We start from the raw sequence: 18,175 nt of genomic DNA on the forward strand, positions 1-18,175 counted from the left end.
TTCCTCAGCCGTGATGGACGACGGTGAACAGGCGGTCGGCGCCGGGGGAGTCCAGTTCGTCGAGCGCGGCGACGGCCAGGTCCTCGGCGCTGATCCAGGAGCGGCCGTCGGCGGCGGTGAGCAGGGTGCCGGTGCCGCGCCGGTAGCGGCCGGTCCGCTCCCCGGGAGCGAGCAGGGCGGGCGGCGCCAGACAGGCCCAGTCGGCGTGGGCGTGGGCCTCGCAGGCCCGCAGCTGGGCCACCCCGGCCGCGGCGACCGACGTCACCTCGGCGGGAACGTACGCGGGGTTGTCGGCGACCAGCAGCGCGGGGTTCCCGGGGCTGCGCAGGACGCCGGCGCCGCCGACCACGAGGACGCGCATCCCGGTCCCGGCCGCGATGTCCAGCACCGTACGGGTCGTACCGACGAGGAAGTCCCGGTCGGCCGGTTCGGTCCGCACGGCCACCACGACGGCGGAGGCGCCGGTGAGGGCCGCGCGCAGGGCGTCCGGGTCGCCCGCGTCGACCGGGACCGGTGTCACACCCGGGCGCTCATCGGCAGGTTTCCGGGACAGGGCGAGCACCCGGTGGCCGCGTGCCACGGCCTCGGTGATCACCCGGCTGCCCACCATGCCGGTGGCGCCGAGCACGGCGGTCGTCCGTCCTGTCGTCTGTCCTGTGGTCATGGGGTCCGCTCTCCTTGGGTCCGGTATTCCGGTACGGGGGTCCTGGCCGCGTCCCGCCCGAACAGGCGTGACACGTCAGGGGCGGTGAACTGCGCGGCCAGCAGCGCGGCCAGGGCGAGGGTGAAGCCGAGGGCCTGGAGCGGGTTCAGCGTCTCGCCGAGCGCGAGCCCGACGACGGCCGCGACCAGCGGGGACAGCAGCACCAGCGGGGCGGACGCGCGGAGCGGCAGCCTGCCGATCCCGCGGAACCACAGGGTGAACGAGATCAGCCCGCCCATACCGCCCAGCCACAGATACCCGGCGAGGGCCTGCCCGCCGACCGCCGGCGGCGCCCCCTCGAAGGCGACGGTGAGCGGCAGCAACACGAGCCCGCCGACCGTCAGTTGCCAGCCCGCCAGCGTCATCGCGCCGATGCCCGCCGGGCGGCCCCAGCGTTTGGTGAGGACGACGCCGGCCGCCATGCCCGCCGTACCGCCGAGGCCGGCGAGCACGCCGACGGCGTCCAGCCGGGCCTGGGGCCCGAGCACCACGAGCCCCACCCCGACCACGCCCAGCACCCCCCACGTCCAGGTCCAGGCCGTCGGCCGGTGGTGCAGCACCCCGATCGCCAGGGCGGCGACCAGCAACGGCTGGACGGCGCTGAGGGTGCCCGCGACACCGCCGGGGAGCCGTTCGGCCGCCACGAACAGCAGAGGGAACAGCGCGCCGATGTTGAGGGTGCCGAGGACGGCGGCCTTCCACCACCAGTCGCCGCGCGGCAGCACGCGGGTGACCGCCAGGGCGAGCAGCCCGGCGGGCAGGGCCCGCATCAGCCCGGCGAACAGCGGGTGTCCGGGCGGCAGGAGCTCCGTGGTCACGGCGTAGGTGGTGCCCCAGGACGCGGGAGCGAGGGCGGTCAGCGCGACGGTCGCCGCGTGCCGCGGGGCCGGGGCCCGTGCGGTCGAGGTCTGCATGCGGTGCAGTCTCGTCCGGGGCCCGTCATGGCTCCAAAGCATGGTTGCCATGGCAGCGATGAATGAGGACCATCATTCGATGGATCTTCAGCAGATGCGGTACGTCGTCGCCGTCGCCGAGACCCGCAACTTCACGCGGGCGGCGGAGCGGTGCTCCGTGGTGCAGTCGTCGCTCAGTCACCGGATCGCCGCTCTGGAAAGGGAGTTGGGGGTCCGGCTGTTCGCCCGCTCCAGTCGGCGGGTGGAACCGACCAGTGCCGGTGAGGCGTTCGTCGCGCGGGCCCGGGAGTGCCTGGCCGCCGCCGACCGCGCCGTCGCGGACGCCGCCGCGGCGGCCGGGGTGGTACGGGGCCGGCTCGCCGTCGGCGTGATCGTCACCACAGCCGCGGTCGACGTACCGGAGCTGTTGCAGCGGTATCGGGCGCGGCACCCGGAGGTCCGGGTCGTGCTGCGCTCCGGGCGAAGCGACGATCTGGTGGCGGCCGTCCGGGCCGGGGAGCTGGACATCGCCTTTCTCGGTCTGCCCGAGGGGGAGCGGCCCGCGACGGTGGAGACCCTGGTGCTCGACCATGACGAGCATGTGCTGGTCGTACCGGCCGGGCACCGGCTCGCGGCGGCCTCCCGGGTCACCCTGCGGGACATCGCGGGCGAGACGTTCGTGGACTTCATGCCCGGCACGCCCGCCCGGGCCCAGTCCGACCGGGCGTTCACCGCGGCGGGGCTGGCGCGGGACGTGGCGTACGAGGTCGGGGTCGTCGAGCTGATCGTCCGGCTGGCGGCGCGCGGGCTGGGGGTGGCCCTGCTGCCGTCGGCCTTCGCCCGCCCCCTGGCGGCCGGTGACCCCGAACTGGCGCTGGTCCCGGTGGTGGGCGGGCCGCGCCGCATCGAGGTGCTCGCGTGGAGCCGGTTCAACCCCAGCCCGGCGACCCGGGCGATGCTCGACGTCCTCGGGGTCCCGCCCGCGCGGCCCGAGACGTCCGGCTGACCGGCAAGGACCGGACTGGCAAGTATGGAATGACAGATATGGAATGACAGATATTGAAATCTGTCAGCCGTTGCGGCAGGGTGGAGGCATGACGATGAACACCCGAACCCTCGGAACCACCGGCCCCCGGGTCTCCGCCCTCGGCCTCGGCTGCATGGGCATGTCCGCGCTGTACGGCGACGCCGACCGGGCCGAGTCCATCGCGACCGTCCATGCCGCGCTGGAGGCCGGCGTGACCCTGCTCGACACCGGCGACTTCTACGCCATGGGCCACAACGAGATGCTGATCGGCGAGGCGCTGCGCGGCGCGCCCGCAGGCCGCCGCGAACAGGCGCTGGTCAGCGTGAAGTTCGGCGCCCTGCGCGACCCCGACGGCGGCTGGAGCGGCTACGACGGACGGCCCGCCGCGGTGCGGAACTTCGCCGCGTACTCCCTGCAGCGGCTCGGTGTCGACCACATCGACGTCTACCGCATCGCCCGGCTCGACCCGGACGTGCCGATCGAGGAGACCGTCGGCGCCATCGCCGAACTCGTCGAGAAGGGCTACGTCCGCCACATCGGCCTGAGCGAGGTCGGCGCCGAGACCATCCGCCGGGCCGCCGCCACCGCCCCGATCGCCGACCTCCAGATCGAGTACTCGCTGATCTCCCGGAGCATCGAGGAGGAGATCCTGCCGACCACCCGCGCACTGGGCATCGGCATCACCGCCTACGGCGTCCTGTCCCGCGGCCTGATCTCCGGCCACTTCACCGGCGACCGCCGGCTCGCCCCCGACGACTTCCGCTCCCTGTCGCCCCGCTTCCAGGGCGACAACCTCCGGCACAACCTGAACCTGGTCGAGGCCCTGCGCGCGATCGCCGAGCGGAAGGGCGTCACCGTCGCCCAGATCGCCATCGCCTGGGTGCTCTCCCGGGGCGAGGACATCGTGCCGCTCGTCGGCGCCCGCACCCGGCAGCGGCTGACCGAATCCCTCGGCGCCCTCAATGTGACGCTGGACGCCGCCGACCTCGCCGCGATCGAGCGCGTGGTGCCCGCCGACGCCGCCGCGGGCGACCGCTACCCGGCCGCGCAGATGGCCCACCTCGGCAGCAAGTAGCACCCGGCGGTACGGTCTCCTGCATGGCACCGACCTCCGAAGCCCTGACCGCCGAGCGCATCCTCGAAGCCACCGAGGACGTGCTGCGCCGCCACGGCCCGGCCAAGGCCACCGTGGTGGACGTGGCCCGCGCACTCGGCGTCAGCCACGGCAGCGTCTACCGGCACTTCCGGACCAAGGCGGCGCTGCGCGAGGCGGTGACCAAGCGCTGGCTGGACCGTACGTCGGCGGTGCTGGCCGGGATCGTCGCGGAGGGCGGACGCGACCCGGAGACCCGGCTGCGGGCCTGGCTGCTGGCCCTGTTCGACGCCAAGCGGCACAAGGCCGGGGACGACCCCGAGCTGTTCGCCACGTACACCGTGCTGACCGCGGAGAACAGCGACGCGGTGGACGAGCACATCGAGGAACTGACCGGTCAGCTCGCCGAGATCGTCCGCTCGGGCGTGGCCTCCGGCGCCTTCGCCTCCGCCGACCCGCTCACCACCGCCCGCGCCGTCTTCCAGGCCACCGCCCGCTTCCACGACCCCGGCTACCACCGGGAGTGGGAACGGCCGGGGGCCCAGGACGAGTTCGAGGCCGTGGTGGAGCTGCTGGCGCGAGGGCTGCGGGCGGTCTGACGGCTCAGGTCTCCTTGGTCGTCCGCCCCAGGTAGGTGGCCCCGCCCGGGTCCGGCACCTGGATCTCGTGGAAGCCCATCCGGTCGTAGAAGGCCCGCGCCCGGGTGTTGGCCGTCGCCATGGACAGGTGGACCGCCGGGACCCCGCCGGTGTGCAGGGCGTGGAGGAACGTCCGCATCAGGGCGCGGCCGTGGCCCTTGCCCTGCCAGTCGGGGAGCAGGTCGATGTGCAGATGGGCGGGGTAGACCAGCAGCTCCGGCAGGACCATCCGCTCGGGGTGGTGGAGCAGCGCGGCGATCGTCTCGTCGGGGGTCGTGGGCGGGCCCTCGGGCGCCGGGTAGCGGTCGGCGACCGTCGGCAGCCACTTGTGGCGGAAGTCGGCGGCGAAGCGGGGGGTGTCGGCGGTGCCGACGATGTACCCCACCGCCTGTCCCCGGCCGTCGTCGAGGACGAAGGCGAGCTCCGGCTCCAACTCGGCGTAGGGGGCGGAGAACGTGGCCGGGAAGACGCCGGGATCCGCGTAGAAGGGTCGGCTGTCGCCGCCCACGTGGGCGGTGCGGACGCAGATGTCGTCGAGCGCGGCGCGGTCCGCGGGGCGATAGGGGCGTACGGCGGGCAGTGGGGTCACCCGTGCATCCTGCCGTGTATGGGAGCGCTCCCACAAGATACTTGCGGGAGGCGGGCCCGCCCGGTCAGGCGACGGACGGGTCCACGGTCGCCTGGTGCGCCTGAGCCAGATGCTCCTCGGCCTTCAGCCACGGCAGGAACTGCGCCGAGATGCGCCACCCGCAGGTCTCGCACCTGACCGTGCGCTGCACTCCGGCCCGCCGCACCTGTACGACGTGCTCGCGTCCGTGCTGGTCCCAGCGGGTGACCTTGCTCGTGTTGATCGGCGGCACGACGCCTCCAGAGTCCCGGGAAGTCAAGGAGGAGTGTGCAGCAAGACCGTGATCGACAGGGGCCCTCTTCACAGGGAGTTGGCCAACCTGTGTCCTGCGGGCCATGGGCGGCTACGCGTGGAGACGACTCCGGTCGCTTGCCCGCACCGTCTCGAGTCGCCGTGCCGTGCGTTCCGCGGTGCCGCGCGCCCAGGGGCCGGTGGTGAGCAGGCCGAGGACCAGGACCGCCAGCCCGCAGGCCGTGAGGATCCACCAGCCCGGTGCCGCGGCCGACACGAACGCCTCCCGGTACGACGCGGTGCCGATACCCGCCGCCAGTACCGCTCCGACGACGGCGACGCCGAGGGTCTGGCCCAGTTGCCGGCTGGTGGAGGCGACGGCCGCCGCGACCCCGGCCTGGGCGCGCGGCATCCCGGAGACCGCCGTGTTGGTGATGGGCGCGTTGACGAACCCGAAGCCGATGCCGAACAGGACGTACCCGGTGAAGAGACCGGCATGGGACGTCTCCGCGTCGAACAGGGCGAACAGCAGCGCGCTCACCGTCATCGAGACCCCCGCGACCAGCAGCGGCACCCGAGGCCCCCGGCTGCCCACCAGCCGCCCCGACAGGGGAGCGCACAGGAAGGTCGGCACGGCCATGGGCAGCATCCACAGCCCCGCCTCCAGGGCGCTGAGCCCGCGCACGTTCTGCAGATACAGCATCGACAGGAACAGGAACCCGCCCAGCCCCGCGAACGCACTGACCGCGATCACCGTCGCCCCGCTGAACGGCGCCGAACGGAAGAAGCGCAGGTCGATCAGGGGTTCGGCACGGCGCGGTTCGTACCGGAGCAGCGCCACCAGCGCGACCACCGCCAGTACCGCGAAGGGAACGGCCGCGGTCGGGGCGTGCGGCGCCTCGATGATCGCGTACGTCAGCGCGCCGAACAGCACGATCACCAGCACCTGCCCGACCGGGTCGACCCGGCGGGGCTCGGGTGCCCGGGACTCGGGCACGTACCGCAGGGTCAGCAGCAGCGCGGCGATCCCCACCGGCAGGTTGATCCAGAAGATCGAGCGCCAGCCGACGGAGTCCACCAGCAGCCCGCCCACCAGCGGCCCCGCGGCCATCGAGATGCCGACCACCGCCCCCCAGGCGCCGATCGCGCGGGCCCGCTCCCGGGGATCGGTGAAGGTGTTGGTGATGATCGACATGGCGACCGGGTTGAGCATGGAACCGCCGACGGCCTGGACCGTCCGGGCCGCGATCAGCAGCTCCAGGCTGGGTGCCAGGGAACACAGCAGCGAGCCGAGCGTGAACACGACCAGCCCCGCCATGAAGACCCGCTTGCGGCCGATCCGGTCGGCCGTGGAGCCCGCGAGCATCAGCAGGGACGCGAGGACCAGGGTGTAGGCGTCGATCGTCCACTGGAGCCCGGCGGTGTCGGCGTGCAGGTCTTCCTGCAGCGACGGCAGTGCCACGTTCAGCACGGTGTTGTCCAGGCTCACGATGAGCAGGCTCATGCAGCAGACGGCGAGGACCAGCAGGCGGCGGCGGGGGCTGAGCTCGGGCATGCGCTCCAGCGCAACCCGAAATTCGATAGTGCGGTTAACTAAAGAACTTTACGAACTCATTGCACGGCACAATGGAGGCATGCCCAAGCCCCTGCAGATCGGCCCGCACACTGTTCAGCCGCCCGTCGTCCTGGCCCCCATGGCCGGGATCACCAACGCGCCCTTCCGTACCTTGTGCCGGGAGTTCAGCGGCGGCAAAGGGCTGTTCGTCAGCGAGATGATCACCACTCGGGCGCTGGTCGAGCGCAACGAGAAGACCATGCAGCTGGTCCACTTCGACGCCACCGAGAAGCCCCGCTCGATCCAGCTGTACGGCGTGGACCCGGCGACCGTCGGCAAGGCCGTCCGCATGATCGCGGAGGAGGACCTCGCCGACCACATCGACCTGAACTTCGGGTGCCCGGTGCCGAAGGTGACGCGCAAGGGCGGCGGGTCGGCACTGCCGTACAAGCGGAATCTGCTGCGGGCGATCCTGCGCGAGGCGGTCTCCGGGGCCGGGGAGCTGCCGGTGACGATGAAGATGCGCAAGGGCATCGACGACGATCACATCACCTACCTCGACGCCGGCCGGATCGCGGTCGAGGAGGGCGTCACGGCGATCGCGCTGCACGGCCGTACCGCCGCGCAGCACTACGGCGGCACGGCCGACTGGGAGGCCATCGCCCGCCTGAAGGAGCATGTGCCGGAGATCCCGGTGCTCGGCAACGGCGACATCTGGTCGGCCGAGGACGCGGTCCGGATGATGCGGGAGACCGGCTGCGACGGCGTCGTCGTCGGGCGGGGGTGCCTGGGGCGGCCGTGGCTGTTCTCGGACCTGGTCGCCGCCTTCGAGGGCCGCCCCGAGGACATCGCGCGTCCCGCGCTGCGCGAGGTCGCCGACGTGATGGTCCGGCACGCCACGCTCCTCGGCGAGTGGATCGGCGACGAGGCGCGGGGCGTCATCGACTTCCGCAAGCACGTCGCCTGGTACCTGAAGGGCTTCGCCGTCGGCTCCGAGATGCGCAAAAGGCTCGCCGTCACCTCGTCGCTGTCGGAACTGCGGTCCGGACTCGACGAGCTGGACCTCGATCAGCCCTGGCCGCTCGGGGCGGACGGGCCGCGGGGCCGTACGTCGGGCAACAACCGGGTCGTCCTGCCGGACGGCTGGCTGAAGGACCCGTACGACTGCGCGGGTGTGAGCGAGGACGCGGAGCTGGACACCTCCGGCGGCTAGTCCTTGGTGGGGTGGGGTGTCGAACCGTAGGCCGTCAGGAAGCGGTCGCGGAAGGCGTCCATCTTCCAGACCGGGGCGTCGGGGGCGGGTTGCAGGCCCTCCGTCCAGTTCCAGTCCGTGATCTTCTCCAGCACCTCCGGGTCCTTGGCCACGAGGGAGACGGGGACGTCCCGGCTCGCGTTGTCGCCGCTGACCCTGGCGATCGGCTGGTGGTCGCCGAGGAAGACCAGGACCGTGTCCTCGGTGCCGTAGCGCTCCAGCCACTGGGTCAGGGACGTCACCGAGTACTCGATCGACCTGCCGTACTCCTCCCGGGACTTGGTGGTGTCCGTGATGACGTCCTGCGCCTTCTCGCCGTCCCGCTGGACGGCGTCGAAGAGCGAGCCGTCGCCCAGGTCGTCCCAGTCGACCAGCGTGGGGATCGGTGCCCAGGGCTGGTGGCTGGAGGTCAGGATGATCTCCGACATCAGCGGCTTGTCGCGCTTCTTGCCGTGGACCATGCGCTGGAAGGCCTCCAGTGCGTACTGGTCCGGCATGGTCGACCAGCTGAACTTCGGTCCCTGGTACCCGAGTCCGAAGGCGTCGTAGACCTTGTCCAGGCCGTAGAAGTCGGCCTCCGGCCAGGCCTTCTGGATGCCCGGCATGATGCCCACCGTGTCCCAGGCGCCGGTCTTCCGGAACGCCTTGGTGAGGGACAGGTGGTCGCCGGAGGTGACGGTGGTGTAGCGCTGCTGGTTGTCGATCCACAGGCCGGACAGGAACGTCGAGTGGCCCAGCCAGCTGCTGCCGCCGTAGGTCGAGGAGGTCAGCCAGCCGCTCCGCGCCCGGTAGCCCGCCGCCTGGAGCGACTTGGTGCTCGCGTCGAGCGTGTCCGTCACGCCCGGTGCCATGACCGGGTCCTCGATGGCGCTTCTGCCGTAGCTCTCGATGAACGTGAAGATCACGTCCTTGCCGCGCAGGTCGGGCAGGAGCTGGGCGGGCGGAGTCGCGCCGAAGGTGTCCGCCCTCGCCTCCTTCGCGAAGGCCGCCTCGTCCTTCAGGGTGGCCTGCACCCGCCTCGCCTGGATCGCCAGCGCGGAGGCCGCCCGGTCGGCGGCGAGGGGCATGCCGGCCGGCTGGAGACCGAGGGTGGAGCAGGTGATCCAGACCGTCCCGGCGACGAGGGTGGCCTTGGTGGCCCGCTGTCGGTGGCCGGCGAGGAAGGTGGCGAGGCGGACGGTGGCCAGGGCGGTGAGGACGAGGAGGAGTACGGCGACCAGGACGGCGCCGATGGTCGCGGTGAGCGTGGTGGCGGCGCCCATCGAGTCCTTCATGTACCCCTGGGCGTCGTCGAGGAGGGACCAGTCGAGGACGAGGTTGAAGCCCCGGCCCAGGTAGGCGCGGAACCCCATGTCCAGGAAGTTGAGAACGGTGAGTGCACCGAGGGCGGTGCCCGCCACGGCCGCGAGGGCGATGCGCGGACGCCGGGGCAGCGCGAGCAGGACGGCGGCACCGACGATCGCTTCCGCGGGGATACGGGCGAAGCGGTTGGGACGCAGGGCGGCCAGGCTGTTGGGGAGGAGAAGGGCGCCCAGGACCAGCACCGCGCAGAGAACGGTGACGACCAGTGACTTCCAGCCCCGGCCACCCGAACTCCGGTTCTTGGCGGCGCTGCGGTCCTTGGCCGCGTCGACGTCCTCGCTTGCGCCGCCGTCCGCGCCCGCGCTGCCGTTCTCCGCCGCGCCGCGTTGTCCGCCCGAGCCGCCGTCCTCGCCCGCGGTCGTGCCGCTGTCCCTGGCTGGGCCGCTGTCTCCGGGCGGGCTGCCGTCCCTGGCCGCGCTGCTGTCCTTGGCCGCGGTGGCCTTACCCGCCGCGCCGCTTTGTCCGCCCGAGCCCCCGTCCTTGTCCGAGTCGCCGACCCCGCCCGCGTTCACGTCCTCGGCTGTGCCGCCGTCCGCGCCCGCGCTGCGGTTCTCCGCCGCGCCGCCTTCTTCGGCCGCGCCCGCTTTGCCGTCCTCGGCCGTGCCGCCGTCCGCACCCGCGTCGACGCCTTCCGCCGTGCCGCTGTTCCCGGCCGCGCCGCCACCCTCGGCCGTGCCGCCGTCCCCGCCCGAGCCGTCTTCGCCCGACGGGGCGTCTTCCCCCGGCGGGGCGGTTGTGGCGGGCGAAGGTATCGCCGCCTCCGTGGTTGTGGCCTCGGGGGGCGTTGGTTGCGGTGGGCGGTGTAGGCGCGTGAAGGCGGGCACCCGGTGGTCCTTCCGTGCGGTCCCTGGTGGCGGGGGGCCCGCCGTGATGTCGTACGGGCCCGCACCCGCGCTTGTTCAGCCCGTCCGCCCCACCGTTCGGTGAACAACCGGGGCGCTACGCCCCGCCCACCGCCGTCAGCAGGGCCAGGGGGGCCGTCGCCGAGCGGGACTCCCGGACGCAGGCGTGGGGGTAGGGGACCGGCTCGGGGTGGGTGTCGCGGCCGTAGCCCGCCAGGACCTCCGGCAGGCGGTGGCCCGTGGTCGTCGCCGCGTCGACCAGGGCGTGCGCCACGGTCCGGGCCTCGTCGTGCAGGCCGTAGCGGGACAGGCCGAGGGTGATCAGCGCGTTGTCGTGCGGCCACACCGAGCCGCGGTGGTAGGAGAGCGGGTGGTACGCAGGCTGGCCCGCGGCCAGGGTGCGCACGCCCCAGCCCGAGAAGAAGTCCGCCTCCAGCAGGCGCCGGCCCACCAGTGCGCCGTACTCCTTGTCCAGCAGGCCCGACCAGAGCAGATGCCCGGCGTCCGAGGCCAGCGCGTCCACCTGGCGGCCCTCGCCGTCCAGGGCCAGCGCCGGGAAGGAGTGCTCCGGCATCCAGAAGTCCCGCTGGAAACGGTCCCGCAGGTCGCCGGCCGCCTGCTCCAGCAGCGCCGCGTACGTCGCGTCCGCCCACACCGTCCGCGACAGCCCGGCCGTGCGCCGCAGCGCGTCGTACGCGTAGCCCTGCGCGCCCGCCACCATCACCGGGCCGCTCGCCCGGGTGCCGTCGGCCCAGCAGATGGCGCCGGGGGAGTCCTTCCAGTTCTGGTTGGCCAGGCCGCCGCGGTCGGCGCGGTAGACCAGGTAACCGCGGGAGGTCAGGCCGCCGTGGTCCAGCATCCAGGCGACGGCGGCCCGGGCGTGCGGTTCCAGCCGGCGGGCCAGGACGACGTCCCCGGTGTGTTCCACGTACGCGCCCAGCAGGACCAGGAAGAGCGGGGTCGCGTCCACCGAGCCGTAGTAGCGGCCGTACGGCACCTGGCCGAAGTGGGCCAGCTCGCCATGCCGGACCTCGTGCACGATCTTGCCGGGCTGCGCCACCGAGGCCGTGCCCGTCTCCCGGGCCTGGGTGGCGGCCAGCGCGGGCAGGACGGCCGCCGCGAGGGCCGGGCGGTACGGGAGGGCGAACAGGGAGGTGAGCAGGGCGTCCCGGCCCAGCAGGGTCAGGAACCAGGGGGCGCCCGCGGCCGGTACCCGGACCTCCTCGCCGTCCAGACCCGTCGCCGGGATCTGCAGCGAGGCCAGGTCCGCCAGGCCCCGGGCGCAGGCCGCCGCCAGCTCGGGCCAGCCGGTGGGGAAGGAGACGCCCGTCACGAACTCGCCCTCCAGGGCGATCAGCTGGTCGTTCAGCGCGGCGGGGGAGCGCGGTACGCGCAGCGCCCGCTTGTCGCCGTGCGGGCGGGCCATCACCCGCAGCGCCAGTTCCGCCGTGCCGTGCGGGTCCAGGTCCAGGGTCCAGACCAGGCGCCGCGCGCCGGTTCCGGTCTCCTCCACCGCGTCCGGGGCCGGCTCGGCGGTGACCGTCGTACGGGATCGCCATTCACCGCGCCGGTAGGTGAACTCCAGGCCGTGGTCGAGGACATGGCGGGAGCGGGTGGCGCCGGTCTTGGTGTAGGTGCGGTGGTCGGAGCGCAGTTCGAACTGGTCGGTGAAGTCCGCGTCCGCGGTGATCGCCAGGCGGACCGTGGAGGGGACGGGGAGGTTGCTGGTCACCCGCAACAACTCCACGAACGAGCCGTCCCCCACCGCCTGTTCGCGGAAGAGCGTGTACGCCGGGGGCTCCTGGCGGCCGCCCCGGGGGACCAGGACGCAGCGGGCGGTGTCTCCGTCGGCCACCGGGGTCAGCGCCTCCGGCACCGCGCCGTCCAGCGTCAGCTGCCAGCGGCTGAGGTGCCGGGCGTCACGGACGAACAAGCCGTCCGGCGAGCCGACGCCCCGCACACCGCTGATGTCCCCGCCGTCCCCCACGGCGGCGAACGTCTCCCCGTGCACGAGCAGATGATGGCGCTCCGTCATCCCCGGTCCCCTCCCTTGACTTCCCTCACGCCGTACGGGTCCCTCGCGGGCTCGTCGTGCAGCAGGTCGAGCGCGAGCGCCGCGGTCCAGCTGAAGTCGGCGGTGCCGCAGGCCGCGCCGGTGTACGGGTCGACGTACTCCGCGAATCCGGAGCTGCCGGCCAGCTCCAGCACCGAGCGCCGCAGCGCGTCGGCCGCATGGTGCTCGCCGTGGGTGCGCAGGCCGCGCTCGATCAGCCACGCGGTGTTGAACCAGGCCGGGCCGCGCCAGTAGCGGTGCGGGTCGAAGGCCTCGCCGAGCAGGTCGTAGCTCGGCACCAGACGGGTGGTGTCGCCGAGCGAGAAGTGCGGTCCGCGGGCGGTGCGCACCAGGGCCTCGGCGGTTCTGCCCGGCAGCGTGGGCACCAGGAGCGGGATCAGGCCGGAGACCGACCGCTCCGGGATCAGCCCGCCGCCGCGCACGTCCCGGCAGCAGAACATCTCGCGCTCGGGGTCCCACAGGCGCTCCACCAGGGCGCCCGTCAGGCGCTCGGCGCGCGCGTGGCGGGCGGTGCCCGTCGCTCCCAGTTCGCGGGCGATCCGGGCCAGGGCGTGCTCGGAGGCGATGAGCAGGGCATTGAAGGCCGGGTCCTCCACGGCGAACGCGCCCGTCCCGTCGGCGTAACCGCCGTCCCGGTAGTCCGTCGCCAGCCGGACGTACCGCCCGTAGTCCAGATCCGTCGGCCGGTCCTCGGGGGCGCCGTGGTCCAGGTCGGCGCGGCGGAAGGAGCGGGCCGGGGCGGGGGCGACGCGGGCCAGCGGGGCGTCCCAGCAGGGGCTGTTGTCCATACCCTGTTCCCACGGGTGCACGACGGAGGCGAGGCCGCCGCCGCCCAGGTCACGCCGGTGCAGCAGATAGCGGTGCCAGGCCGCCAGCTTCGGGTAGACCCGGGCCAGGAAGCCGCTCCCGCGGGACAGACCGGGGTCGGCCAGGTGCACCAGCCAGGCGGCCAGGGCGTGCACCGGTGGCTGCACGATGCCGGACGTCTGTACGGTGCGCGGGGCGCCCGCAGCGCGCCCCGCGGTCGAGGAGCGCCAGAAGTCGGGGCTCGGGAAGTACGCGTCGAGCGGCACGGAGGGGTTGAAGACGATGTGCGGGATCCGTCCGTCGCCCCACTGGGCGGCCAGCAGCGTCTCCAGCTCGGTCTGGGCCCGTAACGGCGACAGATGCCGCAGGCCGATCGCGATGAACGCCGAGTCCCAGGACCACTGGTGCGGATACAGCCCGCGCGACGGGACCGTGGAGGCACCCGTCCAGTTGGACTCCAGGACCCGGGCGGCCGCGAGGTGCAGCGAACCTGCCGTGTCGGCCGGGTCGTATACGAAGGGCCGCTGTGCGGGGCGGGCGGCTAAAGCGGCGATGCGATCCACTCGGGACTCCCCGGAGACGACTGGGCTGATCGGTTCGGCAGTGGCTACCGTAGGGTTACGTCTATTTAACACGCAAAACTCAATATGTAATGCAAGCTTGAGAAACACAAGGGGGTGCGCATGACGGGTCGCGGTCAGGTCAGCGCCGGCGATCTGCTCGAACTGGTCCGCACCGGCCGGGCCACCACGCGCGGGGCCCTGCAGCAGGTCACCGGGCTGTCCCGGGCCACCGTCGGGCAGCGCCTGGACCGGCTCTTCCGCGCGGGCTGGCTGCGCGAGGGCGCCGGCGGCCCGGTCGACTCCCCGCTGGGCGGGCGCCCCTCGATCACCCTGGAGTTCGACGACGCGCACGCCGTCGTCCTCGCCGCCGACCTCGACACCCGGCACGCCCGCGCCGCCGTCCTGACGCTGACCGGCGAGATCCTCGCCGAGCACGGCGGCACCCTGGTCGTCGAGGACGGTCCCGAGGCGGTCCTCGGCGAACTGGGCCGCTGGTTCGCCGACCTGCTGGGGAAGGCCGGCCACCGGGCCGGCGAGGTCTGCGGCATCGGACTCGCGGTGCCGGGCCCGGTCGACAGCGAGACCGGCCGGGTGATCCAGCCGCCGATGATGCCCGGCTGGGACGGCTACGACATCACCGGCCGTCTCGCCAGATCCTTCACCGAGCACACCGCGGCGCCCCGGGTGCCGGTCCTCGTCGACAACGACGCCAACCTCATGGCGTACGGCGAGCAGCGCACCGCATACCCCGACTGCTCGGCGTTCGTGCTGGTCAAGGTCTCCACCGGGATCGGCGCGGGCGTCGTCGTGGACGGCTCGCTCTTCCGGGGCATCGACGGGGGCGCCGGGGACATCGGGCACATCCGGGTGGGCGCCGACGCCCTGTGCCGCTGCGGGTCCTACGGCTGTCTCGCCGCCGTGGCGAGCGGCGGTGCCGTGGCCCGGCGGCTGGCCGAGGCCGGGGTGCGGGCGGCGTCCGGCTCGGATGTGCGGGAGCTGCTGGCGACGGGGCATCCGGAGGCCGTGGGCCTGGCCCGGGAGGCGGGACGGCAGGTCGGGGACGTGCTGGCGACCGTGGTGACGCTGCTCAACCCCGGGGTGCTGATGATCGCGGGCGACCTGGCCGGGACGCCGTTCCTGACCGGAGTGCGCGAGCTGCTCTACCAGCGGGCGCTGCCGCGCTCCACCGCTCATCTGGAGGTCGTCACCTCCCGGCTGGGCGAGCGGGCCGGTCTGGTCGGGGCCGGAGCGCTGGTCGTGGAGCATCTGTACGCGCCCGAGCGGGCCGAGGAGCGGCTCACCGCGCTCGGCGTGTGACCGGCGCGTTTCCGGTCTCACGCCACGTCCGCATGGTGAAATCCCGGCGGCTGTGGCAGCGTGATTCTCGCCACCCTTGATAAGGGTTGCGCTCAGATGAGCGAATCATGGGCTACTGCACTTCTCCAAGGGGTGGCACTCGGTGCCACCCCTTGATCGTTCATCGAGCGAACTCAGACGTGGAGAGAGCCGCTCAGGTGAGCGCATTCTCTGGATCCGGGGAGGTGTATTCGTTCAAGAAGTGAACACATGGCGGTGCGCTTCCTTGCCAAGCTTTGACTTTCGATCCGGTGGGTGACGACTGGTTACAGGCGCATGACGCACAAGTGGACGTACCCAGGCGCCTTCGATCTGGGTATGTTCCTCGCCGTCAGGGCAGCCACCGAGTCCTCGAGGAGTTGGGACCCGTGTCGGAAAACAAAAAGTTCGTTTACGACTTCACCGAGGGCAACAAGGAGCTCAAGGACCTTCTGGGCGGTAAGGGTGCGAACCTCGCCGAGATGACCAACCTGGGCCTCCCCGTCCCCCCGGGCTTCACGATCACCACCGAGGCCTGCAAGGTCTACCTCGACAGTGGCGAGGAGCCGGCGGCACTGCGTGACGAGGTGAGTGCGCACCTCGACGCCCTCGAGACGAAGATGGGCAAGAAGCTCGGCCAGGCCGACGACCCCCTCCTCGTATCGGTACGTTCCGGTGCCAAGTTCTCCATGCCCGGCATGATGGACACGGTGCTGAACATCGGCCTGTCCGACAAGTCGGTGCAGGGCCTGGCCAAGCAGGCCGGCGACGACCGGTTCGCCTGGGACTCCTACCGGCGCCTCATCCAGATGTTCGGCAAGACCGTCCTCGGCGTCGACGGCGAGCTGTTCGAGGAGGCGCTGGAGGCGGCGAAGGCGGCCAAGAAGGTCACCGTCGACACCGAGCTGGAGGCGGCCGACCTCAAGAAGCTCGTCGCCAAGTTCAAGAAGATCGTCAAGACCGAGGCGGGCCGGGACTTCCCGCAGGACCCGCGCGAGCAGATGGACCTCGCCATCAAGGCGGTCTTCGACTCCTGGAACGGCGACCGCGCCAAGCTGTACCGCCGTCAGGAGCGCATCCCGCACGACCTGGGCACGGCCGTCAACGTCTGCTCGATGGTCTTCGGCAACCTGGGCCCGGACTCGGGCACCGGCGTCGCCTTCACCCGTGACCCGGCCTCCGGCCACCAGGGCGTGTACGGCGACTACCTGCAGAACGCGCAGGGCGAGGACGTGGTGGCGGGCATCCGCAACACCGTGCCGCTGGCGGAGCTGGAGACGATCGACAAGAAGTCGTACGACCAGCTGATGCAGATCATGGAGACCCTGGAGAACCACTACAAGGATCTCTGCGACATCGAGTTCACCATCGAGCGCGGCCAGCTCTGGATGCTGCAGACGCGCGTCGGCAAGCGCACGGCGGGCGCGGCCTTCCGGATCGCCACCCAGCTGGTGGACCAGGGCCTGATCGACGAGACCGAGGCGCTCCAGCGCGTCAACGGCGCCCAGCTCGCGCAGCTGATGTTCCCGAAGTTCGACGAGGAGGCCAAGACCCAGCAGGTCGGCCGGGGCATCGCGGCCTCGCCGGGCGCGGCGGTCGGCAAGGCGGTCTTCGACTCGTACACGGCCGTGAAGTGGTCGCGTTCGGGCGAGAAGGTCATCCTGGTCCGCCGGGAGACCAACCCCGACGACCTGGACGGCATGATCGCGGCCGAGGGCATCCTGACCTCCCGCGGCGGCAAGACCTCCCACGCGGCCGTGGTCGCCCGGGGCATGGGCAAGACCTGTGTCTGCGGCGCCGAGGAGCTGGAGGTCGACACCAAGCGGCGCCGGATGACCGTGCCGGGCGGGCATGTGGTGGAGGAGGGCGACCTCATCTCCATCGACGGCTCCAGCGGCAAGGTGTACCTCGGTGAGGTGCCGGTCGTCCCCTCTCCCGTCGTGGAGTACTTCGAGGGCCGGATGCACGCGGGCGCCAACGACGCCGACGAGCTGGTGGAGGCCGTGCACCGGATCATGGCGTTCGCCGACCGCAAGCGCCGGCTGCGGGTGCGCGCCAACGCCGACAACGCCGAGGACGCGCTGCGGGCCCGCCGCTTCGGCGCCCAGGGCATCGGCCTGTGCCGTACCGAGCACATGTTCCTCGGTGACCGGCGTGAGCTGGTCGAGCGCCTCATCCTGGCCGACACGGAGGCCGAGCGCGAGGAGTCCCTGAAGGCGCTGCTGCCGCTGCAGAAGCAGGACTTCGTGGAGCTGTTCTCGGCGATGGACGGTCTGCCGGTGACGGTCCGCCTCCTCGACCCGCCGCTGCACGAGTTCCTGCCGGACATCACCGAGCTGTCGGTGCGGGTGGCGCTGGCGGAGGCCCGCAAGGACCCGCACGAGAACGAGCTGCGGCTGCTCCAGGCCGTGCACCGGCTGCACGAGCAGAACCCGATGCTGGGTCTGCGCGGCGTACGCCTCGGCCTGGTCATCCCCGGCCTGTTCACCATGCAGGTGCGGGCCATCGCGGAGGCCGCGGCCGAGCGCAAGAACGCCAAGGGCGACCCGCGTGCGGAGATCATGATCCCGCTCGTCGGCACGGTCCAGGAGCTGGAGATCGTCCGCGAGGAGGCCGACGCGGTGATCGCGGAGGTCGAGGCGGCCACCGGCACCCAGCTGAAGCTGGCGATCGGCACGATGATCGAGCTGCCGCGCGCCGCGCTGACCGCCGGTCAGATCGCGGAGGCGGCGGAGTTCTTCTCCTTCGGCACGAACGACCTCACCCAGACGGTGTGGGGCTTCAGCCGGGACGACGTGGAGGCATCGTTCTTCACGGCCTACCTGGAGAAGGGCATCTTCGGCGTCAGCCCCTTCGAGACGATCGACAAGGACGGCGTGGGCTCGCTGGTCGCCGCCGCCGCGAAGGCCGGCCGCGAAACGCGCCCCGACCTCAAGCTCGGCGTCTGCGGCGAGCACGGCGGTGACCCGGAGTCGGTGCACTTCTTCCACGAGGTGGGTCTGGACTACGTCTCCTGCTCGCCGTTCCGCATCCCGGTCGCCCGCCTGGAAGCGGGCCGTGCGGCCACCCAGTCGGAGGGCAGCGACCACCGCTGACCTTCCCAGGCTCCGGAGCCGTCGTGGGTCCCCGACCCTCAGTACCGATCCACGGCGGCTCCGGAACGCGAGAAGGG

14 protein-coding genes are annotated in these 18,175 nt (G+C 72.4%); 6 read left to right on the top strand and 8 right to left on the bottom strand.

The genetic code is table 11. The features are described 5' to 3' along the window. Positions 1-4 precede the first annotated feature (4 nt). Both ACFYW5_RS08305 and ACFYW5_RS08310 read right to left on the bottom strand, forming a co-directional pair. Positions 5-664 (bottom strand): NAD(P)-dependent oxidoreductase, encoded by a 660-nt coding sequence (locus tag ACFYW5_RS08305; protein WP_389416140.1) that lies wholly within the window; start codon positions 662-664, stop codon positions 5-7. After that, positions 661-1,617 (bottom strand): EamA family transporter, encoded by a 957-nt coding sequence (locus tag ACFYW5_RS08310; RefSeq protein WP_389416141.1) that lies wholly within the window; start codon positions 1,615-1,617, stop codon positions 661-663. The genes ACFYW5_RS08305 and ACFYW5_RS08310 overlap by 4 nt, the downstream gene beginning before the upstream one ends. 79 nt (positions 1,618-1,696) lie before the next feature. Between ACFYW5_RS08310 and ACFYW5_RS08315 the strand changes: the two genes are divergently transcribed. The 3 genes from ACFYW5_RS08315 (at position 1,697) to ACFYW5_RS08325 (ending at position 4,315) form a co-directional block, all read left to right on the top strand. Beyond that, entirely contained in the window at positions 1,697-2,602 is a 906-nt protein-coding gene (locus ACFYW5_RS08315) for a LysR family transcriptional regulator (RefSeq protein WP_389416142.1), read from the top strand. Positions 2,603-2,690: 88 nt separating this feature from the next. Further along, entirely contained in the window at positions 2,691-3,698 is a 1,008-nt protein-coding gene (locus ACFYW5_RS08320) for an aldo/keto reductase (protein WP_389416143.1), read from the top strand. A gap of 23 nt (positions 3,699-3,721) precedes the next feature. Continuing rightward, positions 3,722-4,315: a TetR family transcriptional regulator gene (locus ACFYW5_RS08325; RefSeq protein ID WP_389416144.1), complete on the top strand. Its 594-nt coding sequence runs from the start codon at positions 3,722-3,724 to the stop codon at positions 4,313-4,315. A gap of 4 nt (positions 4,316-4,319) precedes the next feature. Here the strand turns inward: ACFYW5_RS08325 and ACFYW5_RS08330 are convergent, their stop codons facing one another. From ACFYW5_RS08330 to ACFYW5_RS08340, 3 genes are all read right to left on the bottom strand, one after another. Beyond that, on the bottom strand, positions 4,320-4,943 hold the full coding sequence (locus ACFYW5_RS08330; protein WP_389416145.1) for a GNAT family N-acetyltransferase: 624 nt from the start codon (positions 4,941-4,943) through the stop codon (positions 4,320-4,322). A 64-nt stretch (positions 4,944-5,007) separates the two neighbouring features. Continuing rightward, the gene (locus ACFYW5_RS08335) at positions 5,008-5,214 is read right to left on the bottom strand and encodes a hypothetical protein (RefSeq protein ID WP_389416146.1); all 207 of its coding nucleotides are present in this window, start codon (positions 5,212-5,214) and stop codon (positions 5,008-5,010) included. 111 nt (positions 5,215-5,325) lie between these two features. Then, positions 5,326-6,768 (bottom strand): MFS transporter, encoded by a 1,443-nt coding sequence (locus ACFYW5_RS08340; protein WP_389416147.1) that lies wholly within the window; start codon positions 6,766-6,768, stop codon positions 5,326-5,328. A gap of 79 nt (positions 6,769-6,847) precedes the next feature. On the opposite strand from ACFYW5_RS08340, the gene dusB reads away from it, so the two are divergent. Further along, positions 6,848-7,981 (top strand): tRNA dihydrouridine synthase DusB, encoded by a 1,134-nt coding sequence (gene dusB / locus ACFYW5_RS08345; RefSeq protein WP_389416148.1) that lies wholly within the window; start codon positions 6,848-6,850, stop codon positions 7,979-7,981. On the opposite strand, the gene ACFYW5_RS08350 is transcribed toward dusB, so the two are convergent. The 3 genes from ACFYW5_RS08350 to ACFYW5_RS08360 form a co-directional block, all read right to left on the bottom strand. Beyond that, entirely contained in the window at positions 7,978-10,206 is a 2,229-nt protein-coding gene (locus ACFYW5_RS08350; protein WP_389416149.1) for a CDP-alcohol phosphatidyltransferase, read from the bottom strand. The genes dusB and ACFYW5_RS08350 overlap by 4 nt on opposite strands. Before the next feature lie 115 nt (positions 10,207-10,321). Next, positions 10,322-12,259, bottom strand: a complete 1,938-nt coding sequence (locus tag ACFYW5_RS08355; protein WP_389416150.1) for a glycogen debranching N-terminal domain-containing protein — start codon at positions 12,257-12,259, stop codon at positions 10,322-10,324. Beyond that, a complete protein-coding gene (locus ACFYW5_RS08360; RefSeq protein WP_389416151.1) occupies positions 12,256-13,668 on the bottom strand; it encodes a hypothetical protein in 1,413 nt (470 codons plus the stop codon). Before ACFYW5_RS08360 ends, ACFYW5_RS08355 begins: the two co-directional genes overlap by 4 nt. A 120-nt stretch (positions 13,669-13,788) precedes the next feature. On the opposite strand from ACFYW5_RS08360, the gene ACFYW5_RS08365 reads away from it, so the two are divergent. Both ACFYW5_RS08365 and ppdK read left to right on the top strand, forming a co-directional pair. After that, on the top strand, positions 13,789-14,985 hold the full coding sequence (locus ACFYW5_RS08365) for an ROK family protein (RefSeq protein ID WP_389416152.1): 1,197 nt from the start codon (positions 13,789-13,791) through the stop codon (positions 14,983-14,985). A 407-nt stretch (positions 14,986-15,392) separates the two neighbouring features. Beyond that, positions 15,393-18,098 carry a pyruvate, phosphate dikinase gene (ppdK, locus tag ACFYW5_RS08370; RefSeq protein WP_389416153.1) on the top strand — a complete coding sequence of 902 codons (2,706 nt, stop codon included), beginning with the start codon at positions 15,393-15,395 and terminating at the stop codon, positions 18,096-18,098. The last annotated feature ends 77 nt before the right edge of the window (positions 18,099-18,175 follow it).

The organism is Streptomyces sp. NPDC002779, assembly GCF_042888685.1.
Taxonomy (GTDB): Bacteria; Actinomycetota; Actinomycetes; order Streptomycetales; family Streptomycetaceae; genus Streptomyces.

Bases quoted from the DNA above. Each gene is read 5' to 3' on its own strand.
- ACFYW5_RS08310 (WP_389416141.1), bottom strand. From the start codon at position 1,617: ATGCAGACCTCGACCGCACGGGCCCCGGCCCCGCGGCACGCGGCGACC.
- dusB (WP_389416148.1), top strand. From the start codon at position 6,848: ATGCCCAAGCCCCTGCAGATCGGCCCGCACACTGTTCAGCCGCCCGTC.
- ACFYW5_RS08315 (WP_389416142.1), top strand. From the start codon at position 1,697: ATGGATCTTCAGCAGATGCGGTACGTCGTCGCCGTCGCCGAGACCCGC.
- ACFYW5_RS08340 (WP_389416147.1), bottom strand. From the start codon at position 6,768: ATGCCCGAGCTCAGCCCCCGCCGCCGCCTGCTGGTCCTCGCCGTCTGC.
- ACFYW5_RS08305 (WP_389416140.1), bottom strand. From the start codon at position 664: ATGACCACAGGACAGACGACAGGACGGACGACCGCCGTGCTCGGCGCC.
- ACFYW5_RS08355 (WP_389416150.1), bottom strand. From the start codon at position 12,259: ATGACGGAGCGCCATCATCTGCTCGTGCACGGGGAGACGTTCGCCGCC.
- ACFYW5_RS08365 (WP_389416152.1), top strand. From the start codon at position 13,789: ATGACGGGTCGCGGTCAGGTCAGCGCCGGCGATCTGCTCGAACTGGTC.
- ACFYW5_RS08325 (WP_389416144.1), top strand. From the start codon at position 3,722: ATGGCACCGACCTCCGAAGCCCTGACCGCCGAGCGCATCCTCGAAGCC.
- ACFYW5_RS08320 (WP_389416143.1), top strand. From the start codon at position 2,691: ATGACGATGAACACCCGAACCCTCGGAACCACCGGCCCCCGGGTCTCC.